Source organism: Rhodococcus globerulus, from assembly GCF_019334125.1.
In the GTDB taxonomy this organism is placed as follows: Bacteria; Actinomycetota; Actinomycetes; order Mycobacteriales; family Mycobacteriaceae; genus Rhodococcus_F; species Rhodococcus_F globerula.
Map to the genome: position 1 here is coordinate 4,063,127 of NZ_CP079698.1, position 16,660 is coordinate 4,079,786.

Annotated in this window: 17 protein-coding genes; 11 read left to right on the forward strand and 6 right to left on the reverse strand. The window is 62.2% G+C overall.

Translation table 11 applies throughout. The features are described 5' to 3' along the window. Positions 1 to 160: 160 nt before the first annotated feature. Genes KYT97_RS18500 through KYT97_RS18510 form a run of 3 tightly spaced genes read right to left on the reverse strand, consistent with a single transcriptional unit; the run spans position 161 to position 3,132 of the window. The gene (locus KYT97_RS18500) at positions 161 to 859 is read right to left on the reverse strand and encodes a hypothetical protein (RefSeq protein ID WP_219110407.1); all 699 of its coding nucleotides are present in this window, start codon (positions 857 to 859) and stop codon (positions 161 to 163) included. Beyond that, positions 856 to 1,884 carry an NAD(P)H-dependent flavin oxidoreductase gene (locus KYT97_RS18505; protein ID WP_219110408.1) on the reverse strand — a complete coding sequence of 343 codons (1,029 nt, stop codon included), beginning with the start codon at positions 1,882 to 1,884 and terminating at the stop codon, positions 856 to 858. The genes KYT97_RS18500 and KYT97_RS18505 overlap by 4 nt, the downstream gene beginning before the upstream one ends. Positions 1,885 to 1,929: 45 nt before the next feature. Continuing rightward, entirely contained in the window at positions 1,930 to 3,132 is a 1,203-nt protein-coding gene (locus KYT97_RS18510; protein WP_219110409.1) for a YbfB/YjiJ family MFS transporter, read from the reverse strand. 95 nt (positions 3,133 to 3,227) lie between these two features. On the opposite strand from KYT97_RS18510, the gene KYT97_RS18515 reads away from it, so the two are divergent. Both KYT97_RS18515 and KYT97_RS18520 read left to right on the forward strand, forming a co-directional pair. Beyond that, the gene (locus tag KYT97_RS18515; RefSeq protein ID WP_219110410.1) at positions 3,228 to 4,148 is read left to right on the forward strand and encodes a LysR family transcriptional regulator; all 921 of its coding nucleotides are present in this window, start codon (positions 3,228 to 3,230) and stop codon (positions 4,146 to 4,148) included. Next, positions 4,145 to 4,840, forward strand: coding sequence for a hypothetical protein (locus KYT97_RS18520; protein WP_219110411.1), 696 nt, complete (start codon positions 4,145 to 4,147; stop codon positions 4,838 to 4,840). The genes KYT97_RS18515 and KYT97_RS18520 overlap by 4 nt, the downstream gene beginning before the upstream one ends. Positions 4,841 to 4,884: 44 nt before the next feature. Here KYT97_RS18520 and KYT97_RS18525 read toward each other — a convergent pair whose 3' ends face one another. Both KYT97_RS18525 and KYT97_RS18530 read right to left on the reverse strand, forming a co-directional pair. Then, the gene (locus KYT97_RS18525) at positions 4,885 to 5,517 is read right to left on the reverse strand and encodes a class I SAM-dependent methyltransferase (RefSeq protein ID WP_219110412.1); all 633 of its coding nucleotides are present in this window, start codon (positions 5,515 to 5,517) and stop codon (positions 4,885 to 4,887) included. 131 nt (positions 5,518 to 5,648) lie between these two features. Further along, a complete protein-coding gene (locus tag KYT97_RS18530; RefSeq protein ID WP_033233906.1) occupies positions 5,649 to 6,113 on the reverse strand; it encodes a hypothetical protein in 465 nt (154 codons plus the stop codon). Positions 6,114 to 6,372: 259 nt separating this feature from the next. Between KYT97_RS18530 and KYT97_RS18535 the strand changes: the two genes are divergently transcribed. From KYT97_RS18535 to KYT97_RS18555, 5 genes are all read left to right on the forward strand, one after another. Continuing rightward, positions 6,373 to 7,221, forward strand: coding sequence for a mycofactocin-coupled SDR family oxidoreductase (locus tag KYT97_RS18535; RefSeq protein ID WP_051730436.1), 849 nt, complete (start codon positions 6,373 to 6,375; stop codon positions 7,219 to 7,221). Between the two features lie 96 nt (positions 7,222 to 7,317). Then, on the forward strand, positions 7,318 to 8,490 hold the full coding sequence (locus KYT97_RS18540; RefSeq protein WP_219110413.1) for a sensor histidine kinase: 1,173 nt from the start codon (positions 7,318 to 7,320) through the stop codon (positions 8,488 to 8,490). 8 nt (positions 8,491 to 8,498) lie between these two features. Next, complete coding sequence (locus tag KYT97_RS18545; protein WP_202026459.1) at positions 8,499 to 9,146, forward strand: response regulator transcription factor; 648 nt, start codon at positions 8,499 to 8,501, stop codon at positions 9,144 to 9,146. A gap of 162 nt (positions 9,147 to 9,308) precedes the next feature. Next, on the forward strand, positions 9,309 to 11,537 hold the full coding sequence (locus KYT97_RS18550) for an MMPL family transporter (RefSeq protein WP_219110414.1): 2,229 nt from the start codon (positions 9,309 to 9,311) through the stop codon (positions 11,535 to 11,537). A 133-nt stretch (positions 11,538 to 11,670) separates the two neighbouring features. After that, complete coding sequence (locus KYT97_RS18555) at positions 11,671 to 11,844, forward strand: hypothetical protein (RefSeq protein ID WP_162487728.1); 174 nt, start codon at positions 11,671 to 11,673, stop codon at positions 11,842 to 11,844. 173 nt (positions 11,845 to 12,017) lie between these two features. Here KYT97_RS18555 and KYT97_RS18560 read toward each other — a convergent pair whose 3' ends face one another. Further along, entirely contained in the window at positions 12,018 to 12,620 is a 603-nt protein-coding gene (locus tag KYT97_RS18560; RefSeq protein ID WP_116102414.1) for a TetR/AcrR family transcriptional regulator, read from the reverse strand. A gap of 160 nt (positions 12,621 to 12,780) precedes the next feature. Here KYT97_RS18560 and KYT97_RS18565 point away from each other — a divergent pair, with 160 nt between their 5' ends. The 4 genes from KYT97_RS18565 (at position 12,781) to KYT97_RS18580 (ending at position 16,572) form a co-directional block, all read left to right on the forward strand. Then, a complete protein-coding gene (locus KYT97_RS18565; RefSeq protein WP_219110415.1) occupies positions 12,781 to 13,857 on the forward strand; it encodes an alkene reductase in 1,077 nt (358 codons plus the stop codon). Positions 13,858 to 13,887: 30 nt separating this feature from the next. Continuing rightward, the gene (locus KYT97_RS18570) at positions 13,888 to 14,601 is read left to right on the forward strand and encodes an SDR family oxidoreductase (protein ID WP_095887468.1); all 714 of its coding nucleotides are present in this window, start codon (positions 13,888 to 13,890) and stop codon (positions 14,599 to 14,601) included. Positions 14,602 to 14,683: 82 nt separating this feature from the next. Continuing rightward, positions 14,684 to 15,718: an NADP-dependent oxidoreductase gene (locus KYT97_RS18575; RefSeq protein ID WP_219110416.1), complete on the forward strand. Its 1,035-nt coding sequence runs from the start codon at positions 14,684 to 14,686 to the stop codon at positions 15,716 to 15,718. Beyond that, the gene (locus KYT97_RS18580) at positions 15,715 to 16,572 is read left to right on the forward strand and encodes an alpha/beta fold hydrolase (RefSeq protein WP_219110417.1); all 858 of its coding nucleotides are present in this window, start codon (positions 15,715 to 15,717) and stop codon (positions 16,570 to 16,572) included. Before KYT97_RS18575 ends, KYT97_RS18580 begins: the two co-directional genes overlap by 4 nt. Positions 16,573 to 16,660: the final 88 nt, after the last annotated feature.

The following is a 16,660-nucleotide window of genomic DNA, read 5'->3' on the forward strand; positions in this document are numbered from 1 at the left end:
GCAATACGAATCGCGGCCGCTCATCCCACTCCGGGATGGGCGGCCATCGACATTCGAAAATCCGGCGGTGAACGACGACAAGCTCTGGCCGGCAGGGTCTCCTACTGCACGGACCCGAGGTATCCGGCGGTTCGGCCTTCACCGACTTGAAGTGCGAGAGTCACGAATTGTGCAGGTGGATGGGCGAAGGAATCTTGTTGGAACGGTACGAGTCTCCGCTACGGGTGGGTCGCCACAGTCGCCAGTGTTTCGCGGACAGCCGGAACGGGAGATGGTCTTGTAGGTGACGAGCACCGGACGACAACCGTTCGTCTGCAGGCAGGTTGAGCCACAGAGACAGTGAGGATGCGGCGTTGCCAAGGGTTGCGCGTATGCCCGACTCCCCCAGGCGCCGGCCGTATCCGTCGACGGCAAAGCGGCCGAACGCGTCCGGAGTGATATCGGCGTATGGAGCGCGGGTGTCCGGGTCGATCAAGCGCACGCGGGTGCTGTAGGTCAGCGCCGCCAAAGAACGTCCGTGGGTTGTGACTGCATCGCAACCAACGAGGGCATCGAGCGCTTCGTTGACGGATCCGGGTGGAACGTTCCACTCGGTATGGGTTTGCGCTTTGTAGCGGGGCCCACCGAAGAGCTCGGTAGCGAACGATGACAACTGCGCGGTCGGCTCGGATGGCCCACCCTTGTAGATCTCGAACGTCCACGACGGCAACGACACTGGTTCGGTGCAGGCTTCCAGGAATGTCTGCAGCCGCTGAAATGCATCATCAGAACGCTTGACTCGAAGCGAGTGTGCACCACTGGGCAGCCCGTCGTATGTCACTACCTCGGGCAATGCGGCTTCCGGGGTCCGCGCCGTCACAGGTTAGCCAATCGCGAAAGCACTACCCCGGCTGGCTCCTCCGTCGCGTGGCGATAGCCAGTGCCGGCCCACAGGTGCATTCGCTCGGGATCTGCCTGCGCAACAGCGGCTTTGCGCATCGGGTTGGTCAGGTGATGGATGGCCGGATACCCGATGGGCGCTTGTGCGTCGTAGCGATCGATGAACTCGTTCCGAAGTGCTCGTGCAGGACGTCCCGTGAAAGCTCTTGTGAAGACGGTGCTTCCACGCGACGTCTCGGCCAGAGCTGCCTTGTGCGGAGCCGAAGCGCCGCTCTCCTCGGTACGCAGCAGCACTGTACCGACTACTGCCGCGTCCGCTCCGGCACGCAAGGCTGCTGCGACGTCGACGGAGGTCGCCAGTCCACCTGCCGCCAATAGCGGAACCGACGTGCGATGACGGATCTGAGCGATCAGTTCGGTAATCGGTGTTTCGGCCGGAACCTGCAGGGGAGTGAGCGTTCCGGAGTGGCCGCCCGCAGCCGACGATTGCACGACAAGCAGATCGGCACCGGCGTCGACGGCAAGAAGTGCCTCTGCCTCCGAAGTCACAGTGAGGACGACAAGTGAACCGGCAATGCGCAGCGCCTTGATGACGCCGGGTGCGGGAAAGCCGAAGGTGAAGCTGACCACCGGAACCGGGCTGGCCAGGAGCAGATCGATCTTGTCCGCGAAATAGTCGTCGTCTTCGACCGGATCACCGTCGGCAAGTGTGACGCCATAGCGATCCGCCTCGACCTGGATCGCCCTGGCATAGGCACGGTAGGCATCGACGTCGACAGGCAACGGGTTGGGAGCAAAGACGTTGACACCGAACGACACTCCCTCGGCGCGCACGGCGTCGATCTGGTCGGACAGAGCCTGAGGCGTCTTGTACCCGGCGGCGAGGAAGCCGAGCCCGCCTGCGCGAGAGGCAGCAGCAACAAGTTCCGGTGTGGAAGCGCCGCCGGCCATGGGGGCTGCGATGACAGGGACCTTCAGGTCGAGATCGGTTGTGAGTGCGCTCATTCGAACATCTCCAGTCCTACGTCGGGTAGTGCTCCGGCGGTTTCGTCATCTGACATCAAAAACTACCTCCTCAGTCGAGGTGGCCGTCCGAGGGTCCGCATCGAGATCGGAAGGGAATCGGAACCGCAAAACCGCGGCGGCCACTGCCGCGCCCAGGACGACGGCCGCACCCAACAGCAGAGCGTCGCGATACCCGTCTCGCAGCAACGGAGTGACAACGAGTGGGCCGAGAATCTGACCGACGCTGTATCCAGCAGTCAGCAACGCCACTGCGCGTGGGAACTGCAGGTGCGCGCCGATTGCCAACACAATTGACCCGATACCGAGGAAGGTGACACCGAACAGGAAAGCTGAAATCAGTGCGGGGCCGACGCCTCCGATCACAGCAGGAAGCGCTATGCCCACCGCCTGAATCAACAGGGCAACGAGAAGCAGAGTCGGCCTCGACCAACGCAGGCTGAGCCAAGCCCACAGGGCGCACGAGGGAAATGCGGCCAGACCGACCACTATCCAAGCACCGCTGCCCACCCATTCTGGAGCGGCGAGATCGATTGCGGCAACAAGGAACGTGCCCGCGATGATGTAGCCGATGCCTTCCAGGAAATAACTGATGAACAAGGCAGTGAACCCGCGTTGGGAACTGGGAGTTCCCGGCGCGTCCGGTGTGATGGTCGGACGCGGTTCCGGCGTCAATCCCCAGGCTGCGACTGCACACACCACTGCAAGGGCCGCAGATGCCAGCCAGGCTGTACTCCAGGTACCGATGAAACGGACGACGAACACGAGGACCCCGGACAGGGCGATACCCAACCCAACTCCGCCGAATCCCCATCCGGCCAGGAATTGGGACTGCCCCCGAAGGTGCGCGTGCAAAGCGCTGACGGCGATCATGAATACGAGCGCACTGGCAATGCCTGCGACGAGCCGCAGGGCGAACCAGATGGATCCGTCGTGGGTAGTGGGCATGAGCGCCAAAGTCGCGATGAGGACCACCAACGACGTACGCATCACCGCTGCCGAGCGCACCACGCCGGGAATGAGGATTCCCGCGAGCGCGCCGATCAGGTACCCGACGTAGTTGGCCGTGGCCAAGGTGGCGCCGAGCGAGGCGGACAGACCGGCCTGCGTGTGCATCAACGGCAGAATCGGTGTGTAGACGAATCGACCGATTCCCATGCTCGCGGCCAGCGCAGCGGCAGCTTGGACGGCGTGCGCTCGCGGGGAGACACCGTTGTGGACTGTGGTCATGGTCTTATCGTGTGCCCCGGCCGCGCCGGACCGCCACGACCGCTTTGCTCCTGACTGATAGGCACAACCTCCCACCGCACGTAGCATCAAGGATCGTGGAGCTGCGTCAGCTGAGATATTTCGAGGTCGTCGCCGAGGAACTGCACTTCGGCCGAGCCGCGGCACGACTACTGATAGCCGGGCCGTCATTGTCGCAGCAGATCATGGCACTCGAACGCGACCTCGGCGTCAAGCTGTTCGTCCGCGACCGTCGTTCCGTCGCTCTGACGCCAGCCGGCGCGGCCCTGCTCCCTGATGTCCGTGCGCTACTCGAGAGAGCCGAGAATCTGCGACGCCGCGCGGAGCGTCTGTCCGGAGCAGAGCCCGTCCGGATCGGCTACGTCAATTGGCTCCCCACAGAGCTGATCGCGCGCACTTCAGGGGTCGCACAACTGCACGTCGACGCCTGGGTGGTCCCATCGCACGCGCAGGCCGCGCGGGTGGCGAACGGCAGCCTCGACCTGGCGATCGCCTGGGTGCGGAAAACCGATGTCGCCCAACATGCTCTGAGCGCAAGACTGCTCGGTGCGGATCGGCTGTACGCCGTCTCCGCCGGTGCGGAAACCACACCGGTGCGGGCACGCGACGTGGTCGTACTCATCGACGACGACACCACCTCCTGGTATTCGTGGAACGTCTACGCCGAAGAATTCGCTCGCGATACCGGCGCACAGATCCTGCGCATCAACGACGGTGGTATCACCGGCCCGGCATTCTTCGATCACGTCCGTGCCATTGGCCGCCCCGTGGTCAACTCACCCAAGGGCCAGACCGTCACGCTGCCAAGCGATCTCACTGCGCGTCCGATGGTTGCCCCCACGGCAGTCTGGACGTGGTCGCTCCTTTATCGCGAGAACGAAACGCGTCCTGCAGTTCTCGCGGCCGTCGACGCTCTCACCCGGGACGTCGCTGATCTCGGAATCCACGAAGACGGAATATGGCTGCCCATGGACGATCCTTACCGGAGGCATCGATGACACGACGGGCTATTCGCGTTTTCTGGGGACGACGTCCGGAATCGGTGCAAGCCGTGGCCTCCCGGTGGCGTCAGACGTTGGAGCAAGTCGAGTTCCTGTTGCCCGAGTCGGTCGACGGGTCGTGGCAACAGATCCACTCGTCCGGACCTACCACCGCCGTAACCGTCGACCAGTTGGCACAGGTCCTCGAGAACGCGCAGGCCGCCGAAGACTGGTCGGATCGTCTGGGAATCGGATTGAGGCTCGTATCCGGTAGCGGTCCCGAGTGGGGACTCGAGTTATCTGGATTAGCCGGTGGCGAACCGGAGATAATTCTTCAGTCGATGGTTCTTGCGGTCAGTACACCGGACACCTCCGAAGTTCCTGAGGCGGAACTACTTCGGATGCTCGCCGCGGTGTGGGAACCGGACTTCGGCGACGTCACCGACGACAACATCCTCGACGCCCTCGAAGACGAGTCCGACTATCGCGTCGGCGATCCCGTGATCGGCCGAGTCGGCTACCTCTGCGCCGGACGCGCTGAAGCAGTCCCCGACAACCTGAAAGCAGGAGGCGCACTACCGGGTGGTGGCGTGCTGTTACGGATCGGGGCAGCCGGTGAGGTCGACGCAGTCGTCAGAGCATACGAGCGCCTCCGCGGCGCGGGGGCGCTCGATCCTCTTCCGCGTCCACTGGATCGGGCAGTCTTCTGATGCCGTTCGCGGCATCATGGACCCTCGCTTCACACTTCGCGCGTCTACGTGTTCTCGCCGCTCCGCCGCCTGGCAGAAATTGCGCCGTGGGGTCGGTAACCGCTTCCCGTTCGGGTATGGGCCTCGACCACTTCGAAGCCCGCTGTAGCCAGAACCCGGCTGAGTTCGGCCACCGGCCATCGATAGCCAGTCGTCGCCGCGTGATCGAAAGGCTCTACGGCTGCGCCTTCGAAGAAACCAACCAGCAACCCACCACCCGGCCGAATCACACGCGCGAACTCGGCGAGCGGTGCCTCGATATCTTGCGGATTGTGGTGGACGAGTGAGTACCAGGACAGCACTCCCCCCAGAGAATCTGCCTCGGCGTCCAATGCCTCGAAGCCCCCGATATCGAAGGAAAGATCTGGGTACTGCGCGCGGGCTCGTTCAACGAACTGAGGAACCAGATCAATCCCGCTCACAGCCAGTCCGCACTGGGCCAAGAAGTCTGTCCACTGCCCAGGCCCGCACCCAGCGTCGAGCACGGGACCTGTCAGGCTGGCGGCCCAGCTGGTCACCAGGACCCGATCGGATGGGTGCGTCGACTCCATCGAGCCGAAGAGATCGGTGTACTCCTGGGATCTGGCCGAATACGACTCTCGGACGATTTCGCGTCGGCCGGCGCTCGAGTTCTCCATGCCGTCAATGATCGCCGATCTGTGTAGTGGCCCGAAACAGATTTAAGTTTTACGCCGCGAACACTACCTTCGCAGTAATCGTCGAACTTGCGAATCTTCATACGGCCCTCAGGATCACACTTCTAGCGCCTCTACTTACCGTCTCCGTTCGCGCCGCCGCCCCGAGCTTCGATAGCCTCGACGGACTTCTTGAACGACTTACCCAACACTTGAGAGCCGAAGAGTCCGAGTACTGATGCCAGGAGCTTTCCCTTGAGGTTCTTCCCGTCGCGGACCACAACTGCATCTACATCTGTGATACCCGTGGGTTGCTGCGTCAGAGTGTAGGTGTGGCCGGACGCGCCACCCCACAAGTTCGAGTCGGTGGTCGTCATCACGACGCGATGCGGGTCAGTCCAGTCGTAGTGCAGTCGTTCCCAGATACCGCCCGAGCCCTCCGTGACATCGGCATCGTGGGGGCCTTCGTGGTGCACTTTGAGGTAGTTGTCTGCGCTGCGGCCGAAGATTTCCTCGCGCCCCGGGCCGAAGTCGGTCAGCCCGGCAAGGACCTGCTCGGGCGTCGCGGTGGTCGTCTGGTGAAGATGGATCGTGGTCATGGCGCCTTCCTTGAACACTTGGATGATCCGCTCCGGTCCAAAAAACCGGGAGGTGACTCATCCAGCACACCATTCTCACGAGCGTTGCGAAAGAGGGAGGTACGGCAACTCGATCGCCGACCTCGCTGGGAGCGTCGCAACGGGTTCACGTCTACTCCAAATGCAGTAGTCGAAGTTGATCCATCTGGACGATTCGCGCCTCGGAAAACCGCGGCATCATCGGTACAGCGTGCAGACAACCCCACCCGAGGAGTGCCCCATGACCGCCGAGATACCCGAAGCGCCGATCCCCGACGCACCCAATGCCCGGCGCTACGAAGGCAAAGTCGTCTTCATCACCGGAGCTGCCCGCGGCCAAGGCCGCGCCGAAGCAGTCCGCTTCGCCGCTGAAGGCGCAGACATCATCGCCCTCGATATCTGTGCAGACCTACCTACTACCGAATATGCCGGTGCCACACCAGAAGACCTCGCGGAAACAGTGCGGCTGGTCGAACAACACGGCCGGCGCATCGTCACGAGCATTACCGACATCACCGACTTCGATGCCCTCACAGCCGCAGTCGAACACGGAGTCGGCGAACTGGGCAGGCTCGACGTAGTCGTTGCCAACGCAGGCATGACCACCGCATCCCTGTCCTGGGAAATCGATCTGGATCACTGGCACGCCACCATCGACAACAACTTGCACGGCGCCTTCTACACCGCCAAAGCGACGGTACCGATCTTGATCGAACAGGCGACCGGCGGCGCGATCGTCTTCACCAGCTCGGTCGCCGGACTGAAGGGCCTACCGTTTCTTGCAGACTACGCAGCTGCCAAGCACGGGGTGACAGGTCTCGCGAAGACGATGGCGAACGAACTGGCAAAGTATCGAATTCGCGTCAACACCGTCCATCCCCACGGTGTCGCCACAGGTCTCACCGTCCCCGAACTGCATCAAAAGATGGAGACGCGCCAGGACCTCGGATTGCTGTTCATGGGAAGTCTCCCTGACCAGGTGAGCCAGTCCGAAGACATCGCGGCAGCTGTTGCCTGGATCGCATCCAACGAAGCCCGCCACGTCACCGGTATCCAACTGCCCGTGGACCTAGGACGTACCAACCGCTGACACACGGCGGCGGATCGTTGCGAATCCCCAGCACAGACGAGCGACGATGCTGCGTTCCGCGACGCCTCCCTCCGGGCGGGGAGGAGAATGGCGACTATGTCCTTGCTCGAATTCGAAAACCTCATCCGGCGCCCCTGGTTCCGGCAGGTCGAGGCGCTGGACCGGATAGCTCTGGTGGTCTCGATACTCGCCGTATGCACCGAGGCATTTCGGATGGTGGCCGAATCTGCACCACTCGGCGGGTACGTTGCCATCGCAGTCACTGCTCTCGGCGTCGCCATATCGCGGCGCTATACGTGGGCTGGTCTGACTGTTGTATTGGCAGGGTCCGTGATCGATGCAATCTTCTGGGATCCTTTGGTGCCTTGGACTGTTGCGGTCTTCACTGTCTTTTCGCTGACTCTGCGTGGGACCTCCGGGCTGGGCACCGGCCTGGCCGCAGGCTTCGTGGCCTACGCAGCTTCCGTGTACGCCGATTCCGCCGGACTTCTCGACTCGGCCGCTGTTGCGGGATTCGCTTCCGCGATAGCAGCAGCCGCCGCAGGAAACGCTCTCCGCAACCGAGAGCGCTACTGGAAGGCACTCGAGGAACGGGCACTGGATGCGATTGCCACGCGTGAGAGTGAAACGAATCGGCGTGTCGCAGAAGAACGTTTGCGGATCGCGCGCGATCTCCACGACATGGTCGGACATGAAGTTGCCGTAGTGAGTATGAATCTTGGTGTGGCGGAGGTGAATCTGCCTCCGGATTCGGAACGATCTCGGCAGGCGCTCGACGCGGCCCGCGTCGGCGTTTCAGCGGTACTCAACGAGACTCAAAGTATTCTGAATATATTGCGCGGTGATTCGAGCCCCATCGAGGATCAGACCCAACCCGTTCCGGGCGTCGATCAGATTTCCGGACTGATCGATTCCTATCGCCGGATCGGGTTGAACGTCAGTGCCGAAATCGACACAGTTGCAGATAAGTTGGATCCAACTGTCGACGCGGCAACCTATCGGATCGTGCAGGAAGCCTTGACCAACGCGCATCGGCACGGAGACAGTGAGGTCGACCTGACGCTCAGATCCGCAGGCGGTTTCATCGTCGTCGAGGTAGCCAATCGACGCGGCAGTGTCGGATCGAGAGATCGACTGGGAGAAGGCTACGGTTTGGTGGGGATGCGTGAGCGTGCGACATCTGCCGGTGGTGTGCTCGATATCGGAGGCGACGAAACGATGTTCACAGTGAAAGCGACCATACCCACCCAAGGGAGGTCGATCCGGTGATACGGGTAATGATTGTCGACGACCAGGAAATGATTCGCCAAGGGCTGCGTGCCATCCTCGCCGGAAACGACCGTATCGAGGTCGTGACGGATGTCGCCGACGGGTACCAGGCAGTCGAAGTGGCGAGGACCGACCAGATCGACGTCATATTGATGGATATTCGTATGCCGGGCATCGATGGCGTGGAAACGATTCGACGCATCCGCGAGTTCGCGCCGGCAGAGACGGTCAAAATTATCGTTCTGACAACCTTCGATCACGATGCGACAGTGCTGGCAGCACTGCAAGCCGGGGCCAACGGGTTCCTGAGCAAAGCTGTCAGTCCCACCGAACTAGCCACTGGTATCGAAGCAGTAGCCAGTGGTGGTGGCGCACTGTCGGGTTCGGCTGCAGCGTCGGTAATCAGCCGAGTCTCCGAACAACCCGTGCGCACAGTGGACGCGGCGCTGGCTGCTCGGTTCTCTGCGCTGACTCCTCGTGAGCGCGAGGTGGTAATCGCCGCAGCTGCAGGCAAGAGCAATACCGAGATTGCGTCCGACATGTTCCTGTCTCCGTTCACCGTGAAGACTCATGCGGGCCGCGCGATGATCAAGGTGGGCGCCCGGGATCGTGCCCAGTTGATTGTATTTGCCTATCAGGCTGGGTTGGTCGCCTGATCGCGTGTTGGGCTGCCTGCCCCGGCCGGTGTACTTCATTTGCAGTAGTTTTTTCGGTCTCGATGGACGACGACGTTGGGCCGTTTCCCAGGGAAACTGAAACAGTCCACTTCGCATGAGTTGTTGCGTGCGAACTGTTTTCACTTTCTTGTCAGGAGAATCATGCCCCTCGTACTAGCGTGGATAGGGCGATTCAGCGCCCGCCACCGACTTCTTGTCGTCCTCGCGTGGCTACTCGCGCTTTTTGCGCTGGCGGGCGTATTGGTCTCGGGTGGGTCGTCGGAGGAGAGCGCGTCGGCGTCGATTCCGGACACCCGGGCTTCACAGGCCATGGAGGTGATGAACCAGAAGTTCCCGTCCACCGGCCAGCCCGAAAGAGCGCCGGGCACTGTGCAGTTGGTGATGCAGACAACCGGCGGCGCGAGCGTGACGGATACCGATGTGCGCACCCAGATCGACGGTCTACTCGACTCTGCGTCGACTGTCGCGGATGTCGTCACAGTCAGCGACCCGTTCGACTCGTCGAACCCATTCGTTTCAGCGGACATGACGACCGCCGTCTCGACTGTCATTTTCGCTGCGATGGACGAAGATCAGCAGCATGCCGCATATGACGCTATTTTGGCACTCGCGGACACCGCTCCGAACACCCTGGTGGCAGAGGTCGGTGGGCAACTCTTCGAACCCGCGACCTCGGTAGGCGGCATCGGCGAAATTGCCGGCGTCCTTGTGGCATTCGTCGTTCTGTTTCTCACTTTCGGTTCACTTCTCGCCGCAGGCGCGAACATGCTCGTTGCACTCAGCGGCGTCGCCGTCGGCACCCTCGGGGTCCTGGCCTACGGCACCATCAGCCCGATCGAACCGACCACCATCACCTTGGGCACCATGCTCGGCTTGGCAGTAGGTATCGACTACAGCCTGTTCATCCTCACCAGATTCCGCGCCGAACTACGCGATGGTCACAGCATCGAGAAGGCTGTCGGCCGGGCAGTCGGCACGGCCGGAACAGCAGTCGTGTTTGCCGGCCTGACCGTCATCATCGCATTGGCCGGTTTGCGCGTGGTCGGGATCAGCTTCATCACCGACATGGGCATGGGCGGAGCGTTCGGAGTTCTTGTCGCAGTACTGATGTCGCTGACCCTGTTGCCGGTACTGATGCGCACCCTAGGCCTGCGGGCGTTGCCGCGCAAGGAACGCCACCTCGTCGCAGCTGTGCCTGCCGTCGCGTCACATGCTGCTGACGAAAAGCGCAGTAGTAACGCATTTTTCGCAGCATGGGTCGAATTCCTGGTGCGGCGTCCGGTGATCTCGATCGTCGCCGGCATCGGTGTCCTACTGATCGTGGCCATTCCGCTGCTCGGGATGAAAACCGCGCAGAACGTTCCCGGTGGCCTTGATCCTTCGTCTACGCAGCGTCACGCCTACGATCTGATCGTCGAAGAATTCGGCGGCATCCAAAGTCCGCTGATGGTGATCGCCGAAGGCGACAACGCAACGAATACCGCTGCGGTGCAAGAGCAACTCACCAACCTCGACGGTGTACAGAGTGTTGATCCTGGCGTGCTCAGTGAAGACGGAACCGCGGCATTGTTCCGCCTCGTGCCGACGGGTGGCCCTATCGACGAGAGCACCGAGAACCTGGTCGACAACATTCGGGACCGGGCAGACATGGCGCCTGGTGTTCACCTCGAAGTGACCGGTGAGACCGCAATCGGCATCGACATGGACGCCGCACTGCACCAAGCGTTGATCAAATACATCGTGGTGATCGTCCTTCTGTCCTTCGTACTCCTGACCATCATGTTCCGATCACTACTCGTACCGTTGATCGCCACACTCGGATACTTGCTCTCGGTCGGCGCCGCCTTCGGCGGCAGCGTCGCAGTGTTCCAGTGGGGCTGGTTGGATGCGATCATCCCTGCACCGCAAGGTGATCCGATGCTCAGCGTCCTGCCGATCATCCTCGTGGGGGTGCTGTTCGGGCTGGCCATGGACTACCAGGTGTTCCTGGTCTCCCGCATCCAGGAAATGCACAGCCGCGGGATGTCACCCAAGGACGCGGTGATATCCGGCTTCAAGACATCCGGACCGGTTCTCGTTGCGGCAGCTGCGATCATGGTGTTCGTGTTCGCCGGTTTTGCCACCAGCACCATGGCAGTCGCAGCGTCGATCGCATTCGGGCTTGTCGTCGGAGTCCTCGCGGACGCATTCATCGTGCGTATGATCTTGATGCCCGCGATGCTTGCGCTGCTGGGCAAGAGCGCATGGTGGCTCCCGCGCTGGCTCGACAAGATCATCCCCGACCTCGATATCGAGGGCCGCGCACTCGACGAGTACCCCGACGCGAAGTCCGAAGGAAATTCACAGCCCACAGCTGTACTGGTTCCGTGACAAGTCTTGATTGACACGATGTTTCGTGGGGGGCGGCACGTAGCCGCCCCCTGGGAACTCGTTCACTCTCCCCCACTAGGTCGACGGGCGAGAGCCACTGCGCATCCAGGAGGAAGCAATGGAAGGCGATGTCGTGCGAATAACAAACTTACTCAGCGCAATTCAGCAAGTCGAGCTATCGCTGGAGGAACTGAAAGACGCGGCTGATCTCTACGTCGCCGGTCCGACTCCGAGCAGTTCGGCGTTTCTCGAACTGACCCGCGCGCAATTGGTCCTCGTCGCACTGGAAGTACCACTTATCGAGTGAATGTCGAGAAGGCGCAGTCTGATCCTGCGCCAATACAACACTTGGCCGATCCCTGACAAGTCCCACCGCCCTTGGGCCACAAGGTCGACCAGACCAACGGACACCTCCGACGGCGTCGTCACCGACAGCAAAGGCAATGCCGGCCGACAGACTCCGCGGGGTCGGCTTTGCGATCAATGTGGCAGGAGAGCGGCCACCTGGCCCCTGATGTCCTCCTCGATCTCATCGACACCACGAGCCATATTGATCGTTGCCGCCATCGCAAGAAACATGATCGCCGAGACGACGTGCGCCAGCGTCGCGGCATCGGCTTCACCGACCCGTCCGCCTCGGCGCAGCACGCCTGCGATGGCTTCCTCGGTCTGGCCGACGATGTTGAGCGCTTCCGCGTGGTGCGGTTCGTCGGGGTTACCGAAGACCATCTCTCGCAAGTAGGTGCGCCCGTTGTCGATCTGGGTGCGGTTGCATCGCACGATCGGTCGGATTATCGCCATCACCGCCTCGAGTGCGTCGGGGATGCTTTCGGCATCCGTACGACCACGCTCGAGCGCGCCGCTGTAGTTCGCGTTCTGCACAAGAAGGAGCAATTCGCCCTTCGTCTTGGCATACAGGAACACCGTCCCTGTCCCGACGTCGGCTTTCTCGGCGATCTGTTGGGTGGTGACCTCGTCGACGCCGTACTCGGCGAAGAGTTCACTGGCAGCGGCTGTGATGCGGTCGAGTTTCTGCTGCTTGTTTCGCTCGCGCCGTCCGGCTGGCTGGGGAACGGATGACATGACGGATATCCTTCGGAATAAATTATGAGTACATTCAGTTCTGAGTAGAGTCACTATTGATGCGGTTCAGGTGTTCCTCTCGATCGTCCCACGAGAGTCACATCTGCTTCGCGCCGGTGACCTACGTGACCGGCCGATCAACCTAAGGAACACCCAACTCATGACCTCACCTTCACTCTGGCAGCCGTTCACTCTCGGGCGCGTCGAACTTCCGCACAGACTCGCCTTGGCGCCGATGACCCGCAACCGGGCAAATCCGGACGGCACCCCTGGCCCGCTCGTAGCGACCTACTACGGCCAGCGCGCCTCGCTCGGACTGGTCATCACCGAGGGCACACAGCCCTCCGACGACGGCCAGGGTTACCCGAACACGCCGGGGATTTACACCCCGGCACATATCGAGGGCTGGTCGAATGTCGCTGACGCGGTCCATGCCGAAGGCGGGGCGTTGTTCATCCAGCTGATGCACGTTGGCCGGATGTCGCACCCCGACAACACAACACACCACCGCCAGCCGGTAGCGCCGTCGGCCATCTCTGCCGATCAGGACATGTTCACCGCAACAGGTCCGCAGCAAACTCCGGTGCCGCGAGAGCTGAGTATCTCGGACATCGAGACCACGATCGCCGATTTCCGCCACGCCGCCGCCTCCGCCATCGCGGCCGGCGCCGACGGCGTGGAAATTCACGGCGCTAACGGCTACTTGCTGCACCAATTCCTCTCGCCGAACTCGAACCACCGCGCTGATCAGTACGGCGGATCGGTGGAAAACCGGTCGCGCTTCGTGATCGAGGTCGCCGCCGCGGTGGCCGAGGAGATCGGAGCCGACCGGGTGGGAATCCGACTGTCGCCGTCGATGCCGTTGGGCGGGATCAACGAGGGTGATATCGAAAGCGTTCGAACCCAGTACACGCACCTGGTCGGGGAACTCGCGGCGCTGAACCTTGCCTATCTTCACGTCCACCATGTCGGTGACGACGAATTGCTCCGCTCTGTCCGCGATGTATGGCCGACTGCGGTACTCGTGGTGCGCTACGGACGCACGCGGGAGCAGATCGCCGACGACATCGACGCCGACCTGGCCGATATCGCGCCACTGGGACAGTTCGCGCTGGCAAACCCCGACGTCGTCGAACGCCTGCGCAACGATGCCCCGCTCAACGATGTGGACCCGACCACGCTCTACGGCGGTGGCGAAACGGGGTATACCGACTACCCGACACTCGCGCGCGTCTGACCACCATCCTCGCAACAGAAAGAGCCTGACATGCCTTCACTCAACGGATCCGTCGTCTTCGTCACCGGAGCGAACGGCGGCATCGGCACTCACTTCGTCCGCGAAGCTCTTGCCCGCGGCGCGTCGAAGGTTTACGCCACCGCGCGCACACCTCGTACGTGGGATGACGAGCGGATCGTCCCCCTCACCCTCGACGTCACCGATCCCGCGTCCATCCAGGCCGCCGTCGCCGCCGCACCGGACGTGACCGTTCTGATCAACAACGCCGGCGCCTCGCCGTCCAGCCCAGGCATCCTCACCCACACCGATGAGGAGATCCGCACCAACGTCGAGACCAACTTCCTCGGCCCCCTCTTCCTTGCCCGCGCTTTTGCCCCGGTCCTTGCTGCCAAGGACGAGTCGGTCATCATCGATATCCACTCGCTACTGAGCTGGTACGCCGTCGCCGGCATTTACAGCGCCACCAAGGCAGCTTTGTGGTCGGCGACCAATTCCCTGCGACTCGAACTCGCACCTGCGGGTGTGCATGTCGTCGGGGTACACGTCGGCTACGTCGACACCCCCATGGCTGCGAACTCCACTGATCCCAAGACACAGCCCGCGGATCTTGTGCGCACTGTGTTCGACGCAGTCGAGGCCGGCGAGTACGAAGTCCTTGCCGACGAAGCCTCCGCTCAGGTCAAGTCGGGACTCAGCGCACCCATCGAAGCGCTCTACCCCCAGCTCAAGGCCACCGAAGCCTGAACAGCCAGCGGAGGCGTCGCGGAACAGAGATGACCGCGACGCCTCGCTAGCTGCCTGTTCCCACAGCAGAAGGATCAACGCCATGAAAGCGTTTGTCGTCACCAAATACAAAGGGCCACTGCAAGAATCAGACGTCCCAGAGCCGGTAGTCGGTGAGCATGACGTACTCGTGCGAGTGGACGCGGCCGGGCTGAACCAACTCGACGAGAAGATTCGTGCCGGCGAATTCAAACAGATACTCCCATATACGCTTCCGTTGATCCTCGGCAACGATCTCGCCGGTGTTGTCATTGAGGTCGGCGCGAAAGTGCGGTCCTTCAAACCCGGCGACGAGGTCTACGCCCGCCCCGACAAGGATCGCATCGGGACGTTCGCGGAGCGCATCGCAGTCGCAGAGGCCGATCTTGCCCTCAAACCGGCATCAATCAGCATCGAGGAAGCAGCTTCATTGCCTCTGGTCGCGTTAACCGCATGGCAGGCGCTGGTCGAGCGCGGCAACGTCCAGCCAGGACAGAAAGTTCTCATCCACGCCGGCGCCGGTGGTGTCGGATCCATCGCAATCCAAGTCGCCAAACATCTCGGCGCAACTGTGGCGACCACAGCAAGCGCCGCCAACGCGGACTTCGTCCGCGGCCTCGGCGCTGACGTCGTCATCGACTATCGCAGTCAGGACTTCGAGCAGGTCTTGCACGACTACGACCTCGTGCTCGAGAGCCTCGGCGGGGAGAACCTCGAAAAGTCGCTGCGCGTGCTGCGTCGCGGCGGCAAGGCGATCGGGATCTCCGGCCCCCCGGACCCGGCTTTCGCCCGCGAGAGCGGCCTCAATCCGCTACTGCGCCTGGCGATCACCGGCCTCAGCTTTGGCGTCCGCCGTCGGGCCCGCAAGCTCGGTGTGAGCTACGAGTTTCTCTTCATGCACGCCAGCGGTGACCAACTCCGCCACATCACAGGGCTCGTCGACGACGGCGTGCTCCGCCCTGTCGTCGGACAGGTCTTCCCGTTCCACCAGACCCCGCAGGCGCTCCAGGCACTGAGCAAGGGCGGGATCCGAGGCAAAGCTGTCATCAGTAACACCCGACGCAACGAAACCACCACCGAAACCGGAACCTCGCGATGAGTACCGACAACGGCCCCGTAATCACGTCCTACGCGAAGGCGCGCACCCGAACCGTCACCGCCGGCGACGTAACCTACGCCTATCGCGAACTCGGACCGAAGGGCGGAATCCCCGTCGTCTTCTTCGTACACCTCGCCGCGAACCTCGACAACTGGGATCCGCGCATCGCTGATGCCATCGCGAAGGACCACCACGTCATCGCCTTCGACAATCGTGGCGTCGGTGCCTCCACCGGGAAAGTTCCCGACAGTATCGAGGCCATGGCCGATGACGCCGTCACCTTCATCAACGCTCTGGGCTTCGAAAAGGTAGACATCTTCTCCTTTTCTCTCGGCGGAATGGTTGCCCAGGAACTTACGATCCAACACCCCGAACTTGTCCGCCGTCTGATCCTCACCGGCACCGGCCCCGCAGGCGGTAAAGACATCGACAAGGTCGCCGGCACAACCTATTACGACCTGATGCGAGCTACTCTGACGCGGTCCGACCCGAAGGAATTCCTGTTCTTCAACCGCAACACCACCGGCAAACGCGCCGCTGCTGCATTCGTCAAACGACTCGAAGAGCGGACCGAAGACCGCGATACATCCGTCTCGGTCAAGGCATTCCGAACCCAACTCAAAGCCATCAAACGATGGGGACGCTCCACACCGGTAGATCTGTCAGCGATCAGCCAGCCCACCCTGATCGCGAACGGCGATCACGACCGCATGGTTCCGTCGAACCTCTCCGAAGACCTGCACCGCCGAATCCCCGGAAGCGAACTGATCATCTACCCCGATTCCGGGCACGGCGGCATATTCCAATTCCACGACAAGTTCGCCCCCTCCGCCGTCGAGTTCCTCTCACACTGAACGCAGGAACGGCGCCAAGACAGGTACCGGCCCACCACGGGCAGGTCGTCCTGATCTCGTCGGTGCTCGGCGTCCTGGCTCGCCTTGA